This is a genomic window from Pseudomonas sp. NPDC089758 (genome assembly GCF_044748705.1).
GTDB classification, from domain to species: Bacteria; Pseudomonadota; Gammaproteobacteria; order Pseudomonadales; family Pseudomonadaceae; genus Aquipseudomonas; species Aquipseudomonas putida_X.
The window spans coordinates 48,463-67,589 of the sequence record NZ_JBIVGN010000013.1 but is presented as its reverse complement, the minus strand read 5'-3'; the positions used below and the strand labels follow the sequence as shown (position 1 = coordinate 67,589).

General features: G+C 62.5%; 13 protein-coding genes and 1 pseudogene. 4 read left to right on the top strand and 10 right to left on the bottom strand.

All coding sequences use genetic code 11. The features are described 5' to 3' along the window. Positions 1-5: 5 nt before the first annotated feature. Entirely contained in the window at positions 6-2,510 is a 2,505-nt protein-coding gene (locus ACIPZH_RS18100; protein WP_400637165.1) for a UvrD-helicase domain-containing protein, read from the bottom strand. Between the two features lie 186 nt (positions 2,511-2,696). Between ACIPZH_RS18100 and ACIPZH_RS18095 the strand changes: the two genes are divergently transcribed. Continuing rightward, positions 2,697-3,395 carry a pirin family protein gene (locus ACIPZH_RS18095; protein ID WP_400637163.1) on the top strand — a complete coding sequence of 233 codons (699 nt, stop codon included), beginning with the start codon at positions 2,697-2,699 and terminating at the stop codon, positions 3,393-3,395. 39 nt (positions 3,396-3,434) lie between these two features. Here the strand turns inward: ACIPZH_RS18095 and pgm are convergent, their stop codons facing one another. The 7 genes from pgm to ACIPZH_RS18060 form a co-directional block, all read right to left on the bottom strand. Then, a complete protein-coding gene (gene pgm / locus ACIPZH_RS18090; RefSeq protein WP_400637162.1) occupies positions 3,435-5,072 on the bottom strand; it encodes a phosphoglucomutase (alpha-D-glucose-1,6-bisphosphate-dependent) in 1,638 nt (545 codons plus the stop codon). Positions 5,073-5,158: 86 nt separating this feature from the next. Then, positions 5,159-7,420 (bottom strand): ATP-dependent DNA helicase, encoded by a 2,262-nt coding sequence (locus tag ACIPZH_RS18085; protein ID WP_400637161.1) that lies wholly within the window; start codon positions 7,418-7,420, stop codon positions 5,159-5,161. Further along, the gene (locus ACIPZH_RS18080) at positions 7,417-9,066 is read right to left on the bottom strand and encodes a VRR-NUC domain-containing protein (RefSeq protein ID WP_400637159.1); all 1,650 of its coding nucleotides are present in this window, start codon (positions 9,064-9,066) and stop codon (positions 7,417-7,419) included. Before ACIPZH_RS18080 ends, ACIPZH_RS18085 begins: the two co-directional genes overlap by 4 nt. A gap of 111 nt (positions 9,067-9,177) precedes the next feature. Then, positions 9,178-9,669, bottom strand: a complete 492-nt coding sequence (locus tag ACIPZH_RS18075) for a GNAT family N-acetyltransferase (RefSeq protein ID WP_267816486.1) — start codon at positions 9,667-9,669, stop codon at positions 9,178-9,180. A 62-nt stretch (positions 9,670-9,731) separates the two neighbouring features. Further along, positions 9,732-11,078, bottom strand: coding sequence for an aminotransferase class I/II-fold pyridoxal phosphate-dependent enzyme (locus ACIPZH_RS18070; RefSeq protein ID WP_400637237.1), 1,347 nt, complete (start codon positions 11,076-11,078; stop codon positions 9,732-9,734). After that, on the bottom strand, positions 11,068-12,447 hold the full coding sequence (locus tag ACIPZH_RS18065; protein WP_349975691.1) for a hypothetical protein: 1,380 nt from the start codon (positions 12,445-12,447) through the stop codon (positions 11,068-11,070). Before ACIPZH_RS18065 ends, ACIPZH_RS18070 begins: the two co-directional genes overlap by 11 nt. A 603-nt stretch (positions 12,448-13,050) precedes the next feature. Next, positions 13,051-14,073, bottom strand: coding sequence for a zinc-dependent alcohol dehydrogenase family protein (locus ACIPZH_RS18060; protein ID WP_241803742.1), 1,023 nt, complete (start codon positions 14,071-14,073; stop codon positions 13,051-13,053). Positions 14,074-14,279: 206 nt separating this feature from the next. Between ACIPZH_RS18060 and ACIPZH_RS18055 the strand changes: the two genes are divergently transcribed. From ACIPZH_RS18055 to ACIPZH_RS18045, 3 genes and pseudogenes are all read left to right on the top strand, one after another. Continuing rightward, a complete protein-coding gene (locus tag ACIPZH_RS18055) occupies positions 14,280-15,194 on the top strand; it encodes a LysR family transcriptional regulator (protein ID WP_241803743.1) in 915 nt (304 codons plus the stop codon). Positions 15,195-15,591: 397 nt separating this feature from the next. Then, positions 15,592-15,909: a type II toxin-antitoxin system PrlF family antitoxin gene (locus ACIPZH_RS18050; RefSeq protein WP_400637157.1), complete on the top strand. Its 318-nt coding sequence runs from the start codon at positions 15,592-15,594 to the stop codon at positions 15,907-15,909. Next, positions 15,909-16,370, top strand: a pseudogene (locus ACIPZH_RS18045) (type II toxin-antitoxin system YhaV family toxin). The gene ACIPZH_RS18050 and the pseudogene ACIPZH_RS18045 overlap by 1 nt, the downstream one beginning before the upstream one ends. 237 nt (positions 16,371-16,607) lie before the next feature. On the opposite strand, the gene ACIPZH_RS18040 reads toward ACIPZH_RS18045, so the two are convergent. Together ACIPZH_RS18040 and leuA are read right to left on the bottom strand one after the other, a co-directional pair. Further along, on the bottom strand, positions 16,608-16,772 hold the full coding sequence (locus ACIPZH_RS18040; protein WP_400637155.1) for a hypothetical protein: 165 nt from the start codon (positions 16,770-16,772) through the stop codon (positions 16,608-16,610). Positions 16,773-16,784: 12 nt separating this feature from the next. After that, on the bottom strand, positions 16,785-18,482 hold the full coding sequence (gene leuA, locus ACIPZH_RS18035) for a 2-isopropylmalate synthase (RefSeq protein ID WP_400637153.1): 1,698 nt from the start codon (positions 18,480-18,482) through the stop codon (positions 16,785-16,787). Positions 18,483-19,127: the final 645 nt, after the last annotated feature.

Below are 19,127 nucleotides of genomic sequence, written 5' to 3'. Positions count from 1 at the left end.
CGTGCTCATTGGCCGCGCAGGTCTTCGAAGAACGCCTGCCGGCCATCCACCTGGCTCGAAGCCCGTGGCGCCGCGGCCGCTTCGCCGCTGGCTGCCTCGACGTGCCAATAGCAGTGCTTGGCGGCGCGCGTGACCGCCACATAGGCCAAGCGCTGTACCTCTTCCTTTTGCGCGGTGTCGAACGGTTGGGCATCACCGGCACGGCCAAGGCCAGCCTGGCGATACACCTGGTTCTTGTATGGCGAGCTGGTCAGGTACTGGCAATCGCCAAGCATGAACACGGCATCGGCCTGCAGCCCCTTGGCGCTGTGGTAGGTCAGCTGGCGAAGACGCCGCTGTTCGGGCGGCAATGCCGCTTCGTCTTGCAGCACGCCGGCCAGGTGCTCGCTCATCAAGGTTTTGTCGGCGCCCTTGCGGTACAGCATCATCACCGATTCGCCACGCTGGTAATGTTCGATCAGCGTCTGGCCAAGCACCGCTTCGTCACGTTCGCACACCGTCACCGGCGATACCGGCAACTCGGCGGCAGGGCCCGCGGCCCGGGCCTTCTTGCCGGTGATCGATGGCGCGCCCTTGACCAGATGCTCGGCAGCCTCGATGACCAGTTGCTGAGAGCGATAATTGTCGACCAGCATCACCCGCGTGTTGGCCGGCGACGGGAAGGCCTTGGTGAACTCCATGAAGTACTTTGGCGAACTGCCACGCCAGCCATAGATGGACTGCCAATCGTCACCCACGCATAGCAGAGAAGAAGACTGGGCGTTGCGCCCCGTGTGCATGGCCGGTCCGCGGCGGCGGATCTCCGCCAGGCTGGCACGCAGCCAGCTGACGATCTGCGGCGAAACGTCCTGGAACTCGTCGATCATCAGATGCGCCAAGGGCCTGAGCAACGGGTCTGGCAACAGGTGCAGGTTTTCCGGATTGTTCTCACCGAACAGGGCGAACATGCGGTTGTAGCTCATCACCGGCGGCGACTGGTCGAGCAGATGCGACTCGAGGGCCTTCCAGTACAGTGCCAGCGCCTCGAAGAACAATGCGTCGCTGTCGCCGGAGGGGAACCGCATCGCCGCCACCGCAGTGCTGACCTCAAGGCCGAGGTTTTCGATGAAGTTGGCAGCACCGACAAAGGCATCGAGCAACGGCGCCGGGGCCAGTTCGCCCTTGACCTTGTACTCGAACCCGGGGCCCGCGACCGCGTCGCCTGCCAGCGAGGCGGCCAGGCGCCGGGCCATCGCATAGTTGTCCAGCCAGATCAGCGGCCGGTCGCAGAACGCCTGCAGCAACGTGCGCTTGACCGCCCATTCGGCACGTACGCCAAGCTTGGCACCCGGGCGCTGGTACTGTGCGCTTTCCGACGGGTCGAACCCAAGCACCACCCAGGCATCCAGGCCTTCCAGGCGGCCATGCACATGGAAACGGCTGCCCCGGATGTCGACCGTTTCACGGCACGGCTCGATACCCTTGATCGGCCACACGCCCGCCGCGAACCACAGGTCCTCGATCACGTCGCACAGCTCTTCGTCACGCTGGGCAGCCAGCTGCGTCACCTGCACGCGTTTCTGCACGTCGGGGTGGTCCGGGTCCAGCGGTTTGAGCTGCAGGGCTTCACGCCGCAGGGTCGCGATGATTTCTGCAAAGCGCGGGCTTTCGGCGAGCAGGTCGCGATAGCACAGATTGAGCTGCTGGCGCTGGGCGTCATTCAGGCGCAGGTCGAACAGGTTGCTCTCGGCCTCTGCCTCACGCCCCGCTGGCATGTCGTTGCCCAGGGTCTCGAATGCACGCACCTGGCCGAAGCCCGGCAGGCTGCGGACCAGCGGCAGGATGCGTGAGTGGAAGGTACGTACCAGCTCGCGGGCACGCGCCGGCGGCAGGTCCAGCTGCCACAGCGAGAACACCTGCACCAGGCGCTTGATGAAGTCCTTGCGAGACTCACGGGTGAAGGTGACGACCGTCATCGCGTCCAGCTCGTAGCCCAGGTAATGGCGCAGCAGCAGGATGCGCAACACCAGCGACGTAGACTTGCCGGCCCCTGCCCCAGCCACCACGCAGGTGGAGGGCGTGTCGCTGAAGATCAGCTTCCACTGGGCGGCACTGGGCTGCGCCTGAGCGGGCAACCGCTGGGCTACATCGGCCTTGAAGCGCTTTTTCAGCTCGGTGGTCAGCGGCAGGCGCCAGTCGTCGAACAACAGGTCATCCCGGCCAGGTACTGCGGCGCTATCAGGGCGCGAATCGCGAATCACCAGCACCTGGCGACCCGCCTCATAACCTTCCACCCGCCCACGCTCGAAACCTTCGCGTACGCCATCAGCGTGACCGCTGCGCTGGCCGGTGGCATGGCCCAGAAACCAGGAGTCACGGTGTTGCGCCTGCAAGCGGCTCAGGCCACGGCCCAAAAGCCGTGCAGCCAGGCGGCGCAGCCAGGGCAATTGTGCGGGCGGGGTCAGGTCGGCAGGGGCCTGGGGTTGCTCGTGGGCCACGGTCACTCCGTTGAAAATCGAAACAGCGTGCATGTTCGCCGCATCGGCAAAAAATCGCCAGCGAATGCTTGCAGATCAGTGGATTAGGCGATGAACCGCACAAATCACATCGGCCAAACCCATCCAATTAAACGATCATAATCAGCCGATATTTACGCTTATTTTCGATCTTTCTTTCAAGCATCATGGCCCCATTACACCCATTCAAGGAGCACGATCATGCTGCAACTGCGACCTTTCGAAGGCCTTGGCCATGCCAACCACGGCTGGCTCGATGCCCGTCACCACTTCTCGTTCGCCGAGTACCACGACCCGGCGCGCATGCACTGGGGCAACCTGCGAGTCTGGAACGATGACCTGATCGGCGCCGGCAGCGGGTTCCCACCGCACCCACACCGCGACATGGAAATCATCACCTATGTGCGTGAAGGCGCCATCACTCACCAGGACAGCCTGGGCAACAAAGGCCGCACCGAAGCCGGCGATGTCCAGGTCATGAGCGCCGGTACAGGCATCGTGCACAGCGAGTACAACCTGGAAGACATCGATACCCGTATTTTCCAGATCTGGATCGTGCCGGAACGCGTCGGCGACGCGCCGTCATGGGGCACTCGGCCATTCCCCAAAGGCGAGCGCGCAGAAGGCTTCGTGACCCTGGCCAGCGGCCGTGCGGGGGATGAAGAAAGCCTGCAAATCCGCACCGATGCGCGCCTGGTGGCGGCAACCCTGCGGGCAGGCGAAACGGCCGAGTATCGCTTTGACACCGGGCGCAGAGGGTATCTGGTGCCGGCCAAAGGCCTGGTCGAGGTCAATGGGCTGCGGGCCAAGGGCCGCGATGGGGTTGCGATCGAGCAGGAAGAAGTGCTGCGAGTGACCGCCATCGAGGACAGCGAAATCGTGCTGGTCGATGTGGCTTGAACAAGCAGGGCCGCGCTGCGGCCCTGCTTCACAGGTCAATCAGGCGATCGCGGCATCAACCAGTTGCTGCGCCTCGGCCACCAGGCGTTGCAGGTGCGCCTGATCGATGAAGCTCTCGGCGTAGATCTTGTAGATGTTTTCGGTGCCGGATGGCCGCGCGGCAAACCAGCCGTTGGCGGTCATCACCTTCAGGCCACCGATGGCCTGGCCATTGCCTGGCGCGTGGCTGAGGATCTGCTCGATGGGTTCCCCGGCCAGTTCGGTCGACTTGACCTGCTCCGGCGCCAACTTGCTCAGCAACGCCTTCTGCCGAGCGTCGGCCTTGGCTTCCACGCGGGTAGCGAACGGGGTGCCCAGCGCCGCCGTGAGGTCGGCATAGGCCTGGCTCGGGTTACGCCCGGTACGTGCCGTCATCTCGGCGGCCAACAGCGCCGGAATCAAGCCATCCTTGTCGGTAGCCCAGACCGTGCCGTCCATGCGCAGGAAGGAAGCGCCGGCGCTTTCTTCGCCACCAAAGCCCAACGAGCCGTCGAACAGCCCCTGGGCAAAGTACTTGAAGCCCACCGGCACTTCATACAACTCACGGCCCAGGCGCGCGGTAACGCGGTCGATCAGGCCGCTGGACACCACCGTCTTGCCCACGGCTGCATCGCTGCGCCAGTGCGGGCGGTGGCGGTACAGGTAGTCGATGGCCACGGCCAGGTAGTTGTTCGGCTGCAACAGGCCATCGGCGGTGACGATGCCATGGCGGTCGTGGTCCGGGTCGCAGGCGAAGGCCACATCGAAGCGCTCGCGCAGGCCGATCAGCCCTTGCATGGCGTGCGGCGAGGAAGGGTCCATGCGGATCTGCCCGTCCCAGTCCACGGTCATGAAGCGGAAGGTCGGATCGACCTCGGTATTGACCACTTCCAGGTTGAGTTTGTAGTACTCGGCGATCGCCGACCAGTAGCGCACCCCTGCCCCACCCAGCGGGTCAACGCCCAGGCGCAGATTGGCGCTGCGGATGACGTCGAAGTCGATGACGTTCGCCAGGTCGGCCACGTAATGGCTGACATAGTCGTGGCGCTGGGTGGTCGGGGCCTCAAGGGCCTGCCCATGGTCCATGCGCTTGACGCCGGCCAGGCCTGCGGCCAGCAATTCGTTGGCCTTGGCCTCGACCCACTTGGTCACATCGCTGTCAGCCGGGCCACCGTTGGGCGGGTTGTATTTGAAGCCGCCGCTCTGCGGCGGGTTGTGCGAGGGGGTAATGACGATACCATCGGCCAGCCCGCCATCGCGGCCGCGGTTGTAGCACAGGATGGCGTGGGACACCGCTGGCGTCGGGGTGTATTCATCGTCCTTGGACAGCATCACCTGCACGCCGTTGGCGGCCAGCACTTGCAGGGCACTGGCGGCTGCCGGCGCGGACAACGCGTGGGTATCGGCACCGATGAACAATGGGCCGTCGATGCACTTTTCCTGGCGGTACAGGCAGATGGCCTGGGTGATGGCCAGGACGTGGTCTTCGTTGAAGCTCAGGTCGAACGAGCTGCCCCGGTGGCCCGAGGTGCCGAAGGCCACGCGCTGGGCCGCTACGGCAGCGTCGGGGCGGCCGGTGTAATAAGCGGTGAGCAGGCGGGGGATATCGACCAGCACGCTGGCCGGAGCCGGCTTGCCTGCCAAAGGACTGAGCGTCATGCAGAAACCTCGAGTTCAACGGATGTTGGGGTTGGAACACGCAGTGTACTGGGAGTTGCAACGAGGTGCGAAGGCCTTGCCGAGGATTATTCGCGGGTTATCTGCCACCAGCCAGGGAACATCTGCTGCACGCGCGGCTCGACGAAGCGCTGGTCGATCAACACCAATACACCGCGGTCCTGATCGCCGCGAATGACCCGGCCCGCAGCCTGGATCACCTTGCGCACCCCGGGGTACAGGTAGACGTAGTCGAAGCCAGCGCCGAACTGACGCCCCAGACGCTGCTTGAACTGTTCGTTGACCGGGTTGACCTGGGGTAAGCCGAGGGTGGCGACGAAGGCACCGATCAGCCGGCTACCCGGCAGGTCGACACCTTCGCCAAAGGCACCGCCCAGCACGGCAAAGCCGACACCCTGGCCGTCTTCGGCAAAGCGCGCGAGAAAGTCCTGGCGTGCGGCTTCGTCCATGCCTGGTGCCTGAGCCCAGGCCGAAATCGCCGGGTGTCGCTCGGCCAGCAGCGCATGCACCTGCTGCAGGTATTCGAAACTGCTGAAGAACGCCAGGTAGTTGCCGGGCTGGCGCTGGTACTGCTCGGCGATCAGCGCAACGATCGGTGCCAGCGAGGCCTGACGTTCGTGATAACGGGTAGAGACCTGGCTGGCGATGCGCACTTCGAGCTGCTCGGCGCGAAACGGTGCGGCCACTTCAAGCCATGCTGTATCCGCTGGCATGCCGAGCAGGTCAGTGTAGAAATGCCGCGGGCTGAGCGTGGCCGAGAACAACGTCACACTGCGCGCAGCCTGCATGCGCGGGCCGAGCAGTTTGGCGGGCGTTACGTTGCGCAGGCACAAGGTGGCCAGGCGTCGCTGGCGCGGGCCGGCGCGCAGACTCACGTCGAACAGAAAATGCTCATCGAACAGCTCTGCGACCCGGCTGAACTGCAGCGCCTGGAAATAGAACTGCAGGATGTGTGCATCCACGTCCACGGGCGACTCGTTCAACCGCTCCTGGATCAGCCCGATGCACTGCTGCAGCGAACGCACAAAGGCGTCCGGCAACTGCTCGGTGGCCAGATAGGGCGCTCGCTGCGCCTTGTACACGGCATTCCATTGGCGGTTCAAGCGGTCCAGCGCGCTGGCCAGCCCTGGCGGTTTGCGCTGACGCAACGCCAGCAACTGCCCCTGATCGAGGCTGGCGCTGTACATGCCACGGCCACGCTCCACCAGGTTATGCGCCTCGTCGACCAGCACCGCTACGCGCCATTGGTTGGCTTGGGTCAGGCCGAACAACAGGGCGTGAGCGTCGAAATAATAGTTGTAGTCGGCCACCAGGACATCGACCCAGCGCGCCATTTCCTGCCCCAGGTAGTACGGGCAAACCTGATGTTCCAGGGCCACTTCGCGCAGGTTTGCGCGGTCCAGCAACGGCAACCGGGCTGCAGCCTCCCGCGCCGCCGGCAGGCGGTCGTAGAAGCCTCGGGCCAATGGGCAGGCCTCGCCATGGCAGGCCTTGTCGGGGTGCTCGCAGGCCTTGTCCCGGGCGATCAGCTCCAGTGTACGCAGCGCGGGCTGCGGCGTAGCCTGGGTGATCTGTTGCAGGGCATCCAGCGCCAGGGCGCGGCCAGGGGTCTTGGCGGTGAGGAAAAACACTTTGTCGAGTTGTTGCGGCACCATGGCCTTGAGCAACGGGAACAGCGTGCCGAGGGTCTTGCCGATACCGGTGCTGGCCTGGGCCATCAGGCAGCGCCCGGTGCTGACCGCCTTGTACAGGGTTTCGGCCAGTTGCCGCTGGCCTTGGCGAAACTGCGGGTAAGGAAAGCCCAGGCTCTGCAGGCCGCGATCACGCTCGGCCAGGCGCTGCGTTTGCGCCTGGGCCCAGGCCAGAAAGCACTGGCATTGGGTTTCGAAAAAAGCGTGCAGCTCGGCGGCGCGGTAATGCTCGCTGATCAAGGTCTGGCCGTCGTTGTCCACGTTCAGGTAAACCAGCGCCACCTCGATGGCGGGCAGCTGCCGTGCCTGGCACAGCAACCAGGCATAGACCTTGGCCTGGGCCCAGTGCAGTTGGCGATGATTGGCCGGTTGCCGGGCCAGGTCACCACGGTAGGTCTTGATCTCTTCAAGCCGGTTTGCGGCGGGGTCATAACCGTCGGCGCGACCGCGCACCTGCAAGCCCTGATACGCACCTTCGAGTGCGACCTCCGCTTCATAGCCGGCGGCCCGCCTGGCCACGACACGGCGATGGCCCTCCATGCCCTCCTGGGCAGTGGGCGACGGTGTGAAGCGCAGGTCGAGATCACCGGCCTTGGCAGTGAACTCACACAAAGCCCGCACCGCCACGCGGTAGTTCATTGCTCTTCGCTCCAGCGCACATGGCAGACCGCGACCGGCAGGCCGTGTTCGGCGCAGAATTCCAGCCACCGCAACTGGTTGTCCTGCAGGCGGTCGCCAGGCCCTTTGACCTCGACCATGCGGTAACGCCCCTGCTCCGGCCAGAACTGGATCAGGTCAGGCATGCCGGTACGGTTGTTGCGGATGTCCTGCAGCAAGCGCAAGAAACACTGCTTGAGGTGCTCCGCCGGGAGGCAAGCCAATGCCTGTACGAGCAAAGCATGGCTGAGCATCTGCCAGAACACGAACGGCGATTGCAGCCCTTGCTTGGCGGCATAGCAGTCGAGGATGGCCTGCTGATGCGAGCCGTCGTCGAGCCGGCCCAGGCACGCCTCGAACTGAGCGGCGCGGCGCAGTTGGAAGTCGCAGTCATGCAGGTCTTGCGGTGCAGCCTGGAAGGGGTTGAAGAACGCGCCGGGAATCGGGGCAAAGATCGCATCCCAGCACAACAACCCGAACAGGCTGGTGAGCAGCGTGTTCTCGACGTAGTGAACCTGCCCGCCTGCTTGCGCCAGGTGCTGGCGAACCGCCTCCTCGACACCCAACGCAGCCTGTTCGCGCGGCAGTTCGAGCTCGATCACCGGCGCGGGTGTAACACGTCGACGGCGCTGCGCCGGCCCGCCCAGCTTGCGCACCAGGCGCGGCACCATGCGCTGCAGCGCCTGTACTTCCAGGGCATTGGCAGGCGCTTGAGCCAGCTGCAATGCCAGGGCATGCGCGTCTTGCCAGCGCTCGCTGCGCTCCAGCACGCGCACCTGGCGGATGCGCGCTTGGGCATGGCTGCTCTGGGCATACACCGTCAGTGCCAGCTCCCAGTCGCCAAGGCGCTCGCACTGCTGGCCCAGGGCAAACAGCAAGCGCGCGTGACGCCGGGCCAGCCACGGGTTGTCGCTGCCCCAGCCCACCAATGCCTCAAGGATCGACGCAGGCGCCTCACCCAGCTCCAAGCGCTCGGCGCACTGGTGCAAGGCCATGGCCAGGTCGACGTCGCTGCGCTGCTGCAAGGCCCGCGAGCCGGGGCTGAATGGCACGTGCTCGAAACGCAGCACGCCCAGGTCGGCCAGGACAAAATCAGACCAGTCCTGGTACAGGTTGCCGAAGAACAGCAGACGCATGCGATCGCACAGCGGCTGCAGGCACCACTGGACGATGCGCACCGGTGCACTGGCGAACCAGTCGGACAGTGGCCTGGGCGCCAGCGCCAAGGCTTGCAGTTGCGCGAGCAGATCGCTTTTGGCCGCACGCGGTCGGCTCAGCAGGCCGGCAAAACCGCTGGCCAGCTCTTCCTTGCGCAGCAAGGCGAACAATTGCTCCAGGCTCAACTGTTCGGGTTCGCGCACCCAGCCCAGCGCCTGCAGGGGCTGCAAGGCCACAGACGAATCGCCGATCTCGGCATAATCCAGCCGGTCGCTGCGAAACAGCTCGCCCTTGCGCATCACCATGCGCACAAGCAGGGCCTGGGCTGGCTCCTCGAGCCTGGCAAAAGCCTGGATGAACGCCAGCTCCTGGATATCGAGCAGGTCGGCATAACGGTGTTCGACCCACAGCAGTACCTGGCGGAAGTTATGCAGGTAGTAGAGCGGGTCGTCGACGGAATGGGCGATCACGGGGCGGGTCGGGCAGCAGGAACGGACACTGTTTATACATACAGATAACGCTTGCTGGCAAGCCCCGTGGGTCAGGTCGGCCAGCGCCCGACGAATGGTGCGTGGGCCACCTCAGAGCGTCATGACCATCTCATGCCAGGCCATGCCGCCGTGGTCCGAGGGCGATGGCTTCACGTAGTGATACCCCATCTTGCGGTACAGCTCGACATGCTGCTGCTTGCACATCAGGTGGATGGTGCGCTTGTGCAGCGCGGTCATCCGCTGCACGAAGGTGTCCATCAGCAGCTTCGCGTAGCCTTTGCCCTGATGAGCCGGATCCACCACAACGGACATGATCACCACGTTGGCGGCCGCCGGGTCGTGGCCTACCAGCTCCTTGAAGGCCTCATCGGACATCACCACGTCGTGGGCGCAGCCACTGTTGATGAAGCCAACGACACGGCCGTCGACCTCAAGCAGGAGAAAACCCTCTGGGTACTGCGCGATGCGGGTGCGGATCTTTTCGAGGGTCGCGGCCTCATCGCCCTCGTACGCGCCGATTTCGATCTCGTAGCAGCGTTCGGCATCCTGTGGAACAGGTTGACGGAAATGTGGGGTGCCCATGCAGATGCTCCTGAGTGTGAACGAACAGGGCGCCATGATACGTGACCTGCCAGGGCAGGCGATCAGCTTTTGCTGTCAGCCTGGCGCCCGCGACGCGGTAGCAACAGCTGCTTCAACCGGCGAAGCTCCTCGCTAAGCGCTTCTGGCCGGTCGCCTGCCCAGGTGAAAGCCAGGTAGTGCTGATAACGCCCCTGCAAACTGAACCGCGCACCTGCCAGGACTTGCAAGGCCGGGCCAGACAATGCTGCCGCGATGCGCTCGAGGGCGATTGGCCCAAGCATGCGCACCCACAGGACATACCCCCCGTCAGGCATGTCGAAGGCCACTTGCCCGCCCAGGCAAACAGTGAGTTGATGGCATAACTGCTCCATACGCTTGCGCAGCTCCAGCCGACGCCGGCTCAACTGTCCGTCGACCTCACCATTGCCGAGCATCTGCGCCAATGCCTGCTGACGCACGGGCGGCAGCTGGAACGCCCGTCGGGAAAACCGTTCGGCAAGGGTGCCATGCAGGCCCAGCACATACGCATAGGGCGCCTCGGCACCGACCAACGCCTGCAGCGACCCCAGCACCAACAGCCAACGTTGGTCGACCCAGTCACGCAAACGTGCCACAGGCGGTGTATCGAAACAGTACTCGCTGTCCAGATCGTTCTCCAGCAGCCACACGGGATGCGCGGCCAGCAAGTGGGCAATCTGCCGCTGGACCTGCTGTGACATCAACCGCCCCGTGGGCATGCCAAGGCAAGACGGTATGACCATCATGCGTACCGACTCACGCCCCAGCAGGCGCGCCAGGCTGCCGAGGTCGGGGCTGCCGTGGTTGTCCACGGGCATCTCCAGCACGTGCAGACCAAAGCGCTGCAAAACCCTCAGCAAACGCCAGCAACACGGCGATGCGACCAGCACCGTGCTGCCATGCAATGCCAATGCTTCCAGCAGCGTTTCCAGCAAAGCCTGCACGTCGGGCCCCAGGTGCACATCCTCAGCACGCCAGGATTGCCGGGACGCTCGGGTATAACGTTCGGCCAGTATGTGCCGCAGGCGAACTTCTCCCGAACTCTGGGCGCCGGAGGATGAACAGGCCCGCTGTCGCGCCAGCCGTCGTTCGTGAGCGAACAAGACACGCTCCATCGCCGGATGCGCCAGCACGGCCTGGTCCGACTCGGCAGTGGCCGCTACGCCGGTAATGACTCCCGCGGGCACGAAGTACCCGGACTTGGGTACCGACAGCACCCGCCCTTCATGTTCCAGCAACCCGTAGGCCGTTTGCACAGTGGCCAATGAAACGCGCAGGTGCCGCGAAAGGGCGCGCAGTGAGGGCAAACGGCGCTGCCCTCCCCGCGCGGCCTCATCGATCAGCGCTTCCAGATATCGATACACCGTCTGGTAGGCGAATTCACGCCCCATCAGGTAAGCCCCCGCAGACAATCGAAGCAGCAGCGGGCCGGCAGGCCAGTAGCCCCAGATGCACATCACGTCGCGCCAGGTTGGCCAGCAAGGCCCAGGTGCTGTGATTCAAACGCCCTTCGTAAATGGCCCGCAGTTGGGCGAGGGACAAACCACTGGTGTTCACCAACCAATCCTTGACAGGGTCGGGACACGGCTTGCCCTGCATGACGCGGTGCAGATAAGGCAGAGCCACCAACATATCGGCGTGGCAGCATTGCAGAAAGCGCTCCAGCCCACGCCCCTTGTTGGCGAACGGGCTGTGCAGCATGCAAACGAGCTGAGTTCGCTCAAGGCCATAGGCCTTGGCAAAACGGCTGTGCTGCGATGCTGGCGCCCTTTCGCAATGCAGACGCTGCGCCGGGCTTGCCTGCACAGGCGCATTGCAGCGCGACAGCAATTCATGCAACTGGGCCAAGGCCAGCGGGTCAAGAAAACTCGCCAGGGGCATGGCCTTGTGCACCGCTTCGAAGCGGCATTCCATCATCGAGTCCAGCTCATCGCCACTCAGCAGCTGGGGCATCAGGTCGTCGATGGTAATCAACCTGATCGGAAACTCCGAGCAGCGCCCGGTGCCCGGCTTTTCGGGCTCGCCAAGTGAGGTGCCGGCAGTGTTGTGCAACTGGCTCAACCGCTCGGCAAGCGTCGCCATGCATTGATGCAGGTTTGCCGTCCCCCCGTCACCCGACTGGCGCAGGCCCCTGCGCGCCCATGCCAGGTAACGCAGCCGCTGCCGCGCAGGCATGGCGGTTACCATTGCATCGACTGCCGGCTGGCCTTCAAGCGCCAGCCACAGCGCTGCGCCGAGCTCCAGGTGCGTGCGGCTGCCCAAAAGTGCTTCAGGCCGCGCATCGACAAGATGGCCGAACACAAGCAGAGCATCGCGCGCCAGCGCCCAGGGTGCGACCTCCAGATAGGGCCTTCGGGTGAACGACACCAACTGCCCGGCTTCGAGCATCTGCAACTGCACACGAGGATCGTCATGCAGAAACAAGGCACTGAACACACGCTCATGTTGCTCAAGAAGCGCGCCGCTGGCCGCAGGCAGGCATACAGCCACCACCTGCAACTGAAAGGTGACAGGTGCACGCTGGGCGATGCTCAACTGGGCCGCACGCAAGACCGCCAGCAGCCGGGCGCTATGGCAGTCTGCGCCTAGCAGCACGAGCAACTTGAAGGTACCGATGTATTCCGGGCCACCTGCGGCTACCAGCAGGCGCTGAATGAACAGCTGTAAAGAGGCCCGCTGGACCTGGGACATATGGCCCAGCACGCGATCCAGCACCTGCTGGTAGATATGGTGCATAGCTTGGTCGTGGATATTGCTCACATGTCACCTCACTACTTCATGCTTTCCACCGCCAACGATGCACTTTTGCATGAATGAATAAGCGGCGAATCAAGCCTGAAGAAACTTCCTACAAGTCTTTAAGAGAAACTGAAGTGACGAATTACTGTCGCCATGACATTGATAAAAATGAACCCCCGCGTGAGCCCGGCGCTGCGCCAGAATACCGAAAGCCAGGGTTGTTCTTCTCCATTGCACGCTCCTTGCGTAAAGCATCATTACGCCATTATCAAGCGTTGCTCAACGATTAAAAGATACAGATGCCGGTAAAAAAACCATTCAGCCGAATGACAAGTCACTGTGCGCCAGAGGCCGGGGAGTTTCAAAGACAATGAATTTTCAAAGGATGTGCGGGCACGCGAAGTGGGAATGACTGTTTATGTAGGATGGGTACTAGTTAGTTGTAGGAATAATCCCAAGCAATAGACTATTCACGGAAAGTTGGAGGTAAGGTACTGGAACTACACGCCCTGGGTTTAATGGCGTTGCGGTCAAGGCATTTGCCCGGTCGCATCTTGAACGAGCGGTGAACCTGCAAAAAAAAACCCGAGCCAAGCCCGGGTTTTCTTGTACATCCAACGCCTGTCACGCCACGCCCAGGTCTAGCACCACTCTGCCGCCACAAGGACACTCATCCATGTACCGGTGCGCTTCAACCACCTGATCAAACGGATACACCTTGATGATCTGCGGTGTCAGCAACTGGTCAGCCGTGAACTGGTTGATATCACGCAGGGCGCGCTGCAACGCAACCTGGTCCTGGCTAATGCCCAGTTCCGGCTTGCCGGTGAAGTTACCGATACAGTGAACGTAAAACTGAATGTTCTTCTGGAACGCCGCACAGGCCGGGAAAGGTGTCTGGTTACCCCCCTGCAGGCCATACAGTACCAGGCTGCCGCGTGGCGCGAGCACGTCGCCCAGGAGCGACATCTGCGGGCCGCCCATGCCATCGAGGACCATATCCACGCCGCGCCCATCGGTGTACTTGCCCACCTGCATGAGCAAGTCCTGCTCTTCGGTGACGATCACCTTGTCAGCACCCAGGCCCAGCAGGTACTCGCGCTGCTCCGGCTCCTTGGTGGCAGCGAACACCTTGAGGCCCAGGGCCTTGCCCAACTGCACGAAGGCGGGCCCTGCGCAGTGGCTGGCATCGGTGACCAACGCGGTCTGCCCGGCCTTGGCCCTGGCCAGGTCGACGTAGGCGAAGTAGGCGATCAGCAGCGGCGTGTAATGCACGCTGGCCTCGATCGGCGTGAGGATATCCGGGTAACGGGTAATCGCCGTGCGCGGCAGGACGATCACATCCCCATACACCGGGTGATCATTGGCGCTGGTCGCCGGGAAGCTGGCCACCCGGTCGCCCACTGCAATGTCATCGACACCTTCACCCACCGCAGTCACCACGCCGGCCATCTCGTGGCCGATCCCCGCAGGCAGACGGGCCTGGGATGGCGCCAGGTTCTGCCGCCAGAGCACGTCGTACCAGCTCACGCCAATGGCCTCGACGCGGATCTGCACCTCGCCGACAGCAGCTGACGGTTCGGCCTGCTCCTCGCAGCGGAGCACTTCGGCAGCGCCGAACTTGTGGAACCGGATCATGCGGGACATCGCATACCTCGCCTTTGTGAATCTCGTATTACCACGGACTTTATCCGGGCTTTAGCCGTTAGACCATCAGTGGCTATTAATAGTCGACATGCCTGTCATCGATTGGGCACCTCACATTTCTGTGCATTGGCCCCCACAAATCGGTGCAGGTTAACAGCCTTTGGCCTTAAGATTCACCCCTGCCCCACTTTAGGCGAAGCGCACCGATGAATCGAAACGACCTGCGTCGTGTAGACCTCAACCTGCTGATCGTGTTCGAAACGCTGATGCACGAGCGTAGCGTGACCCGTGCCGCCGAGAAGCTGTTCCTCGGCCAGCCGGCGATCAGCGCGGCGCTGTCGCGCCTGCGCAACCTGTTCGACGACCCGCTGTTCGTGCGCACCGGCCGCAGCATGGAGCCTTCAGCACGGGCACATGAAATCTTTGCCCTGCTGTCGCCGGCGCTGGATTCCATCTCCACCGCCGTCAGCCGCGCCGCCGAATTCGACCCGGCCACCAGCAACGCGGTGTTCCGCATCGGCCTGTCGGACGACGCCGAATTCGCCCTGCTGCCGCAGTTGCTCAAGCGCATCCGCGCCGAAGCGCCCGGTATCGTGCTGGTGGTGCGCCGGGTCAATTACCTGCTCATGCCTACCCTGCTGGCCTCCGGTGAAATCTCGGTGGGGGTGAGCTACACCAGCGAACTGCCCGCCAATGCCAAGCGCAAGGTGCTGCGCCGCAGCATGCCCAAGCTGCTGCGCGCCGACAGCGTACCCGGCAGCATCACCCTCGATGACTTCTGCGCACGGCCCCATGCACTGGTGTCGTTCGCAGGCGACCTGTCCGGTTTCATCGACGAAGCGCTGGAAGAGATCGGCCGCAAGCGCCATGTGGTCCTGGCCGTGCCGCAATTCAACGGCCTGGGCAGCCTGCTGGCCGGGACCGATATCGTTGCCACGGTGCCCGATTACACCGCTGATGCACTCACGGCTGCGGGCGGCTTGCGGGCTGAAGACCTGCCGATAACGGTGCGCAGCTTCGAGCTGCACATGGCTTGGCGAGGGGCGCAGGACAATGACCCGGCGGAGCGCTGGTTGAGGTCGCGGATTCAGATGTTCTTTGGCGACCCTGACAGCCTCTAGGGCTTTGTCCTAGACCGCCTGAAGTCGGCCGATTGCTGCCTGTGTCCATCGGCAGAAATCGGACAAATGCAGCCGTTTGAGAATGGCCCGAGGCAATTCTAAGTCCTCGGTCAGTGGGTACTTGCTCGCCGTTTCAGCTCTTCCAACCTCCCCGACAACGCATCCCTATACTTCCCTGCCTGGCACGACTCAAGCGCTGCCTCCGTTTGCGCGATCGCAGCGTCTGTCGCGCCCAATGCTTCGTGACATTTACTGGATCGTGTCCCAGGAGGTGGTGTAACTCATCCGGATGTGCTTCTGAGCTTTCACCCTGCTTATGCTTGGTCAGCAGAAAACCAAGATTGACCAAGTAAGGATTATTCCTTACCCTCCAATCAATACATCCGGGAGAACGCACATGCCTGCCATCCACGAAATCGCAACGCTAACCTCGAAGGGGCAGATCACACTGCCCAAATCCGTTCGCCAGCTTTTGGGCATAGACACTGGAGGCAAGATCGCATTCGACGTACGCGGGGGCGAAATCGTGGTCAGCCGCGTAGAGACCACCCACGAAGACCCTGCCATCGGTGCATACCTGGGTTTGCTAGAGGCTGATATCCGAAGCGGCCGCAACCTCACCACCCTGCCGGAAGACTTGGCGCAAACCATGCTCGCCAACGCAAACCACTCCGTAAACCTGGACGAAGATATCGATGGTGAGGTCGCGCTCTGATGCTGCGACATGGCTGGACACTGTTGTTCCATGAAGGTGTGATTTTACAGCTACGCAAATTGCAAGAAGCCGCCGCCCGGGCCGAGCAGAACGACCCGCAAGGTTTTGAAAGCAACGCCAACGTGAAGCTGTTTCGGGCATTGAGCCATCTGATCCTGGAGGCTGTGCCTGCCGATCCGGGCCGTGATGAGTTCCGCCAAGGCAATACGCTGGGCACCGCCTACCGACATTGGCGCCGTGCAAAAATCGGCAGGCGCTTTCGGCTGTTCTTTCGCTATGACTCAAGGTCCAAGGTCATCGTCTATGCATGGGTCAACGACGAAAACACGCTACGCTCCGCAGGCAGTAAATCCGATCCCTAAGCCGTATTCGAGAGGATGCTGGGCCGCGGCAACCCTGCTGATGACTGGGATGCGCTGATTACTGCAACGCGAAGCGATTGGGAAGAGGCCAACCCATAGGTTGCCGCAAAAAGTCTGGCCTGACTGTCGAGTGTGCGGTCCTGCACGGGGTCATCGAAGAAGTGTTCACACCAAGCGCGCAGCCTTGCGGGGTGTGGCACCGCTACGAACGCGTTGATCCGCTGCGCCGTTTCCAGCTCGCGCAACAAGCCGGACACCACGGTCATCTGGCAGGGGTCGACCTGCGAGCTCAGCAGGTGCGCAGGGAGACATCGCCTCCCATACGGATCTCCAGGCTTACCCCGCTGGAACAAACAGCGCGTGGCCGTAGGGGATCACCCAGCTGCCACCGTCGCTGCTCACTCGCATCACACCCCTGGCGGCGTAGATGAGCTGATCATCGGCGTGGCAGTGGCTGGCCACCACCTCACCGTGCCCGTAGTCCATTCCTAACGCTTCCATGCCGCGAGTGCCTCAGGCCGTGACGACAGTGTTGCCCAAAGGCTTGAGCAGGCCCTGGCGAGTTGCCCTGCACACGGCACTGACCAGTGCCTGCAGCGAGGCCTGGAGAATGCTGCTGTCTCTGCCAACGCCGAACAGCATCTGACTGTTGACGCGGATCTCCACGTAGGCAATCGCTTCGGCCTGGGCGCCATCACGTACCGCATGCTCATGGTAGTCAGCGATGTCGAAATGCAAGCCGTGCGCGGCGAAGGCGTTGACCAGCGCGGCCAGCGGCCCGTTACCCTCACCGCTCAATGGCAAACGGCCGCCGTCGACGAGCAATTGCGCAGTCACGTAGGTGGTGGCTTCGTCACTGGTGAGCATGGGCTGGCTCAGGATGTAAGGCTGGCCCTGCTGCAGATAATTCTCGTTGAAACAGGACAGGATCATGTCGCTGGTCACTTCCTGGCCCTTGGCATCAGCAACACGCTGCACCAGGCCGCTGAATTCCATCTGCAGGCGGCGCGGCAGCACGATGCCCTGCTGTTCCAGCAGGTACGCCACCCCGCCCTTGCCCGACTGGCTATTGACCCGTATCACGGCCTCGTAGCTACGCCCCATATCAGCGGGGTCGATGGGCAGATAGGGGATTTCCCAATAGCCATCAGGGTTGTCGCGACGGTGCGCGAAGCCTTTCTTGATCGCGTCCTGGTGGGAGCCGGAGAAAGCGGTGAACACCAGTTCACCGGCATAGGGATGGCGAGGGTGCGTGGGCAGCTGGTTGCAATACTCGACCTCACGCTGGACATGGATGATGTCCGAGAAGTCCAGCTCAGGGCTGATACCACTGGTGTACAGGTTCATGGCCAAGGTCAGGATATCGACGTTGCCAGTGCGCTCGCCATTACCGAACAAGGTGCCTTCGACCCGTTGCGCACCGGCCAGGCAGGCCTGCTCGGCAGTGGAAACCCCGGTTCCACGATCATTGTGCGGGTGCACGCTGATGATCACGCTGTCACGATGGCTCACATGCCTGCAGAACCATTCGATCTGGTCGGCGAACACGTTCGCGGTAGACACTTCGACAGTGGTGGGCAGGTTGAGGACCATCTTGTTGGACGGCGTCGGCTTGAACTCGGCGATCACCGCATCACAGATTTCCAGCCCGAAATCCAGCTCGGTGAAACAGAACGTTTCAGGCGAATACTGATAGGTCCACTGGGTTTGCGCATTGGCCTGCATCAGCGCCTTGATCTCACGGGTGGCTTGGGTGGCGATGTCGATACAGCCAGCGCGGTCGACACCAAACACCACCTCGCGGAATACTGGTGCAGTGGCGTTGTAGACATGCACGATCGCTCGCGGCACGCCTTTAAGCGCTTCGAAGGTGCGCTCGATCAGGTGCGTGCGCGCCTGGGTCATGACTTGAATGGTGACATCGTCGGGGATGGCGCCGCTTTCGATCAGCTCGCGCACGTAATCGAAATCAGTCTGCGAAGCGGCCGGGAAGCCAACCTCGATTTCCTTGAAGCCGACTTTGACCAGCAGGTCGAAGAAGCGCCTCTTGCGCTCGGCGTTCATCGGCTCGATCAGCGCCTGGTTACCGTCACGCATATCGACACTGCACCAGACAGGCGCCTTTTGCTGCACCTGACTTGGCCAGGTGCGGTCCGGCAGGTCGACTACGTTGAAATGGCGGTATTTCGTGGATGGATCCTTCAGCATCATGGCGGCGTTTTCCTTGGCCTGTCGATGATTGTAATGGGCCGCCGCATGGGGCAACCGCTCTAATCAAAGTATTGGATCCAATTTATACCTGTTGTGGTTTGCCAGGATTGCGTTGTTTTCGCGAGGACGCCAGCTTGGATTCACTAGATTGCTAAAAACCTCCTAGGAATGGATATTTATTGCGAATCTCTCAGGAAACGTTTGCGTGGATCTTCAGGTAAATTGCAATTCGGGCGATTCACATTCGGTCATGCCCCAGAAATGGTGTAACTCGTCCTGCATCGCCACGTTGACCTCCAAGTGCCAGGTCACAGCGCCCAGGTCCGTCACCAGCTTTGGGCCACGACTCTGGTGGCAGCATCGCATTCGACGTCCGCATGGGGGGCGTGGTCAGCCGCATAGACGCCACCATGAAGCCACTGCCATCGGTGCATTCCTGGATGTGTGGAGGCTGATATCCGAAGCGAACGCAATGTCACCACACTGCCGGGGGACCTGGCGCAAACCATCCGCGCCAATATGGACAACAGGTAAATCTGCACGAAGATATCGACGGTGAGGTCGGGGTCTGATGCTGCGACATGTACCCAACAACACCGGGATAACCTGCGGCTACGGAGTTCGATGCCTTCTGGCATAAGGCGA

Excerpts from the sequence above, each read along its gene's own strand:
- ACIPZH_RS18085 (WP_400637161.1), bottom strand. The coding sequence starts at position 7,420 with ATGAACTACCGCGTGGCGGTGCGGGCTTTGTGTGAGTTCACTGCCAAG.
- ACIPZH_RS18075 (WP_267816486.1), bottom strand. The coding sequence starts at position 9,669 with ATGGGCACCCCACATTTCCGTCAACCTGTTCCACAGGATGCCGAACGC.
- leuA (WP_400637153.1), bottom strand. The coding sequence starts at position 18,482 with ATGATGCTGAAGGATCCATCCACGAAATACCGCCATTTCAACGTAGTC.
- ACIPZH_RS18055 (WP_241803743.1), top strand. The coding sequence starts at position 14,280 with ATGAATCGAAACGACCTGCGTCGTGTAGACCTCAACCTGCTGATCGTG.
- ACIPZH_RS18050 (WP_400637157.1), top strand. The coding sequence starts at position 15,592 with ATGCCTGCCATCCACGAAATCGCAACGCTAACCTCGAAGGGGCAGATC.
- ACIPZH_RS18100 (WP_400637165.1), bottom strand. The coding sequence starts at position 2,510 with ATGCACGCTGTTTCGATTTTCAACGGAGTGACCGTGGCCCACGAGCAA.
- ACIPZH_RS18070 (WP_400637237.1), bottom strand. The coding sequence starts at position 11,078 with ATGGGGCGTGAATTCGCCTACCAGACGGTGTATCGATATCTGGAAGCG.
- ACIPZH_RS18040 (WP_400637155.1), bottom strand. The coding sequence starts at position 16,772 with ATGGAAGCGTTAGGAATGGACTACGGGCACGGTGAGGTGGTGGCCAGC.
- ACIPZH_RS18095 (WP_400637163.1), top strand. The coding sequence starts at position 2,697 with ATGCTGCAACTGCGACCTTTCGAAGGCCTTGGCCATGCCAACCACGGC.
- pgm (WP_400637162.1), bottom strand. The coding sequence starts at position 5,072 with ATGACGCTCAGTCCTTTGGCAGGCAAGCCGGCTCCGGCCAGCGTGCTG.
- ACIPZH_RS18060 (WP_241803742.1), bottom strand. The coding sequence starts at position 14,073 with ATGTCCCGCATGATCCGGTTCCACAAGTTCGGCGCTGCCGAAGTGCTC.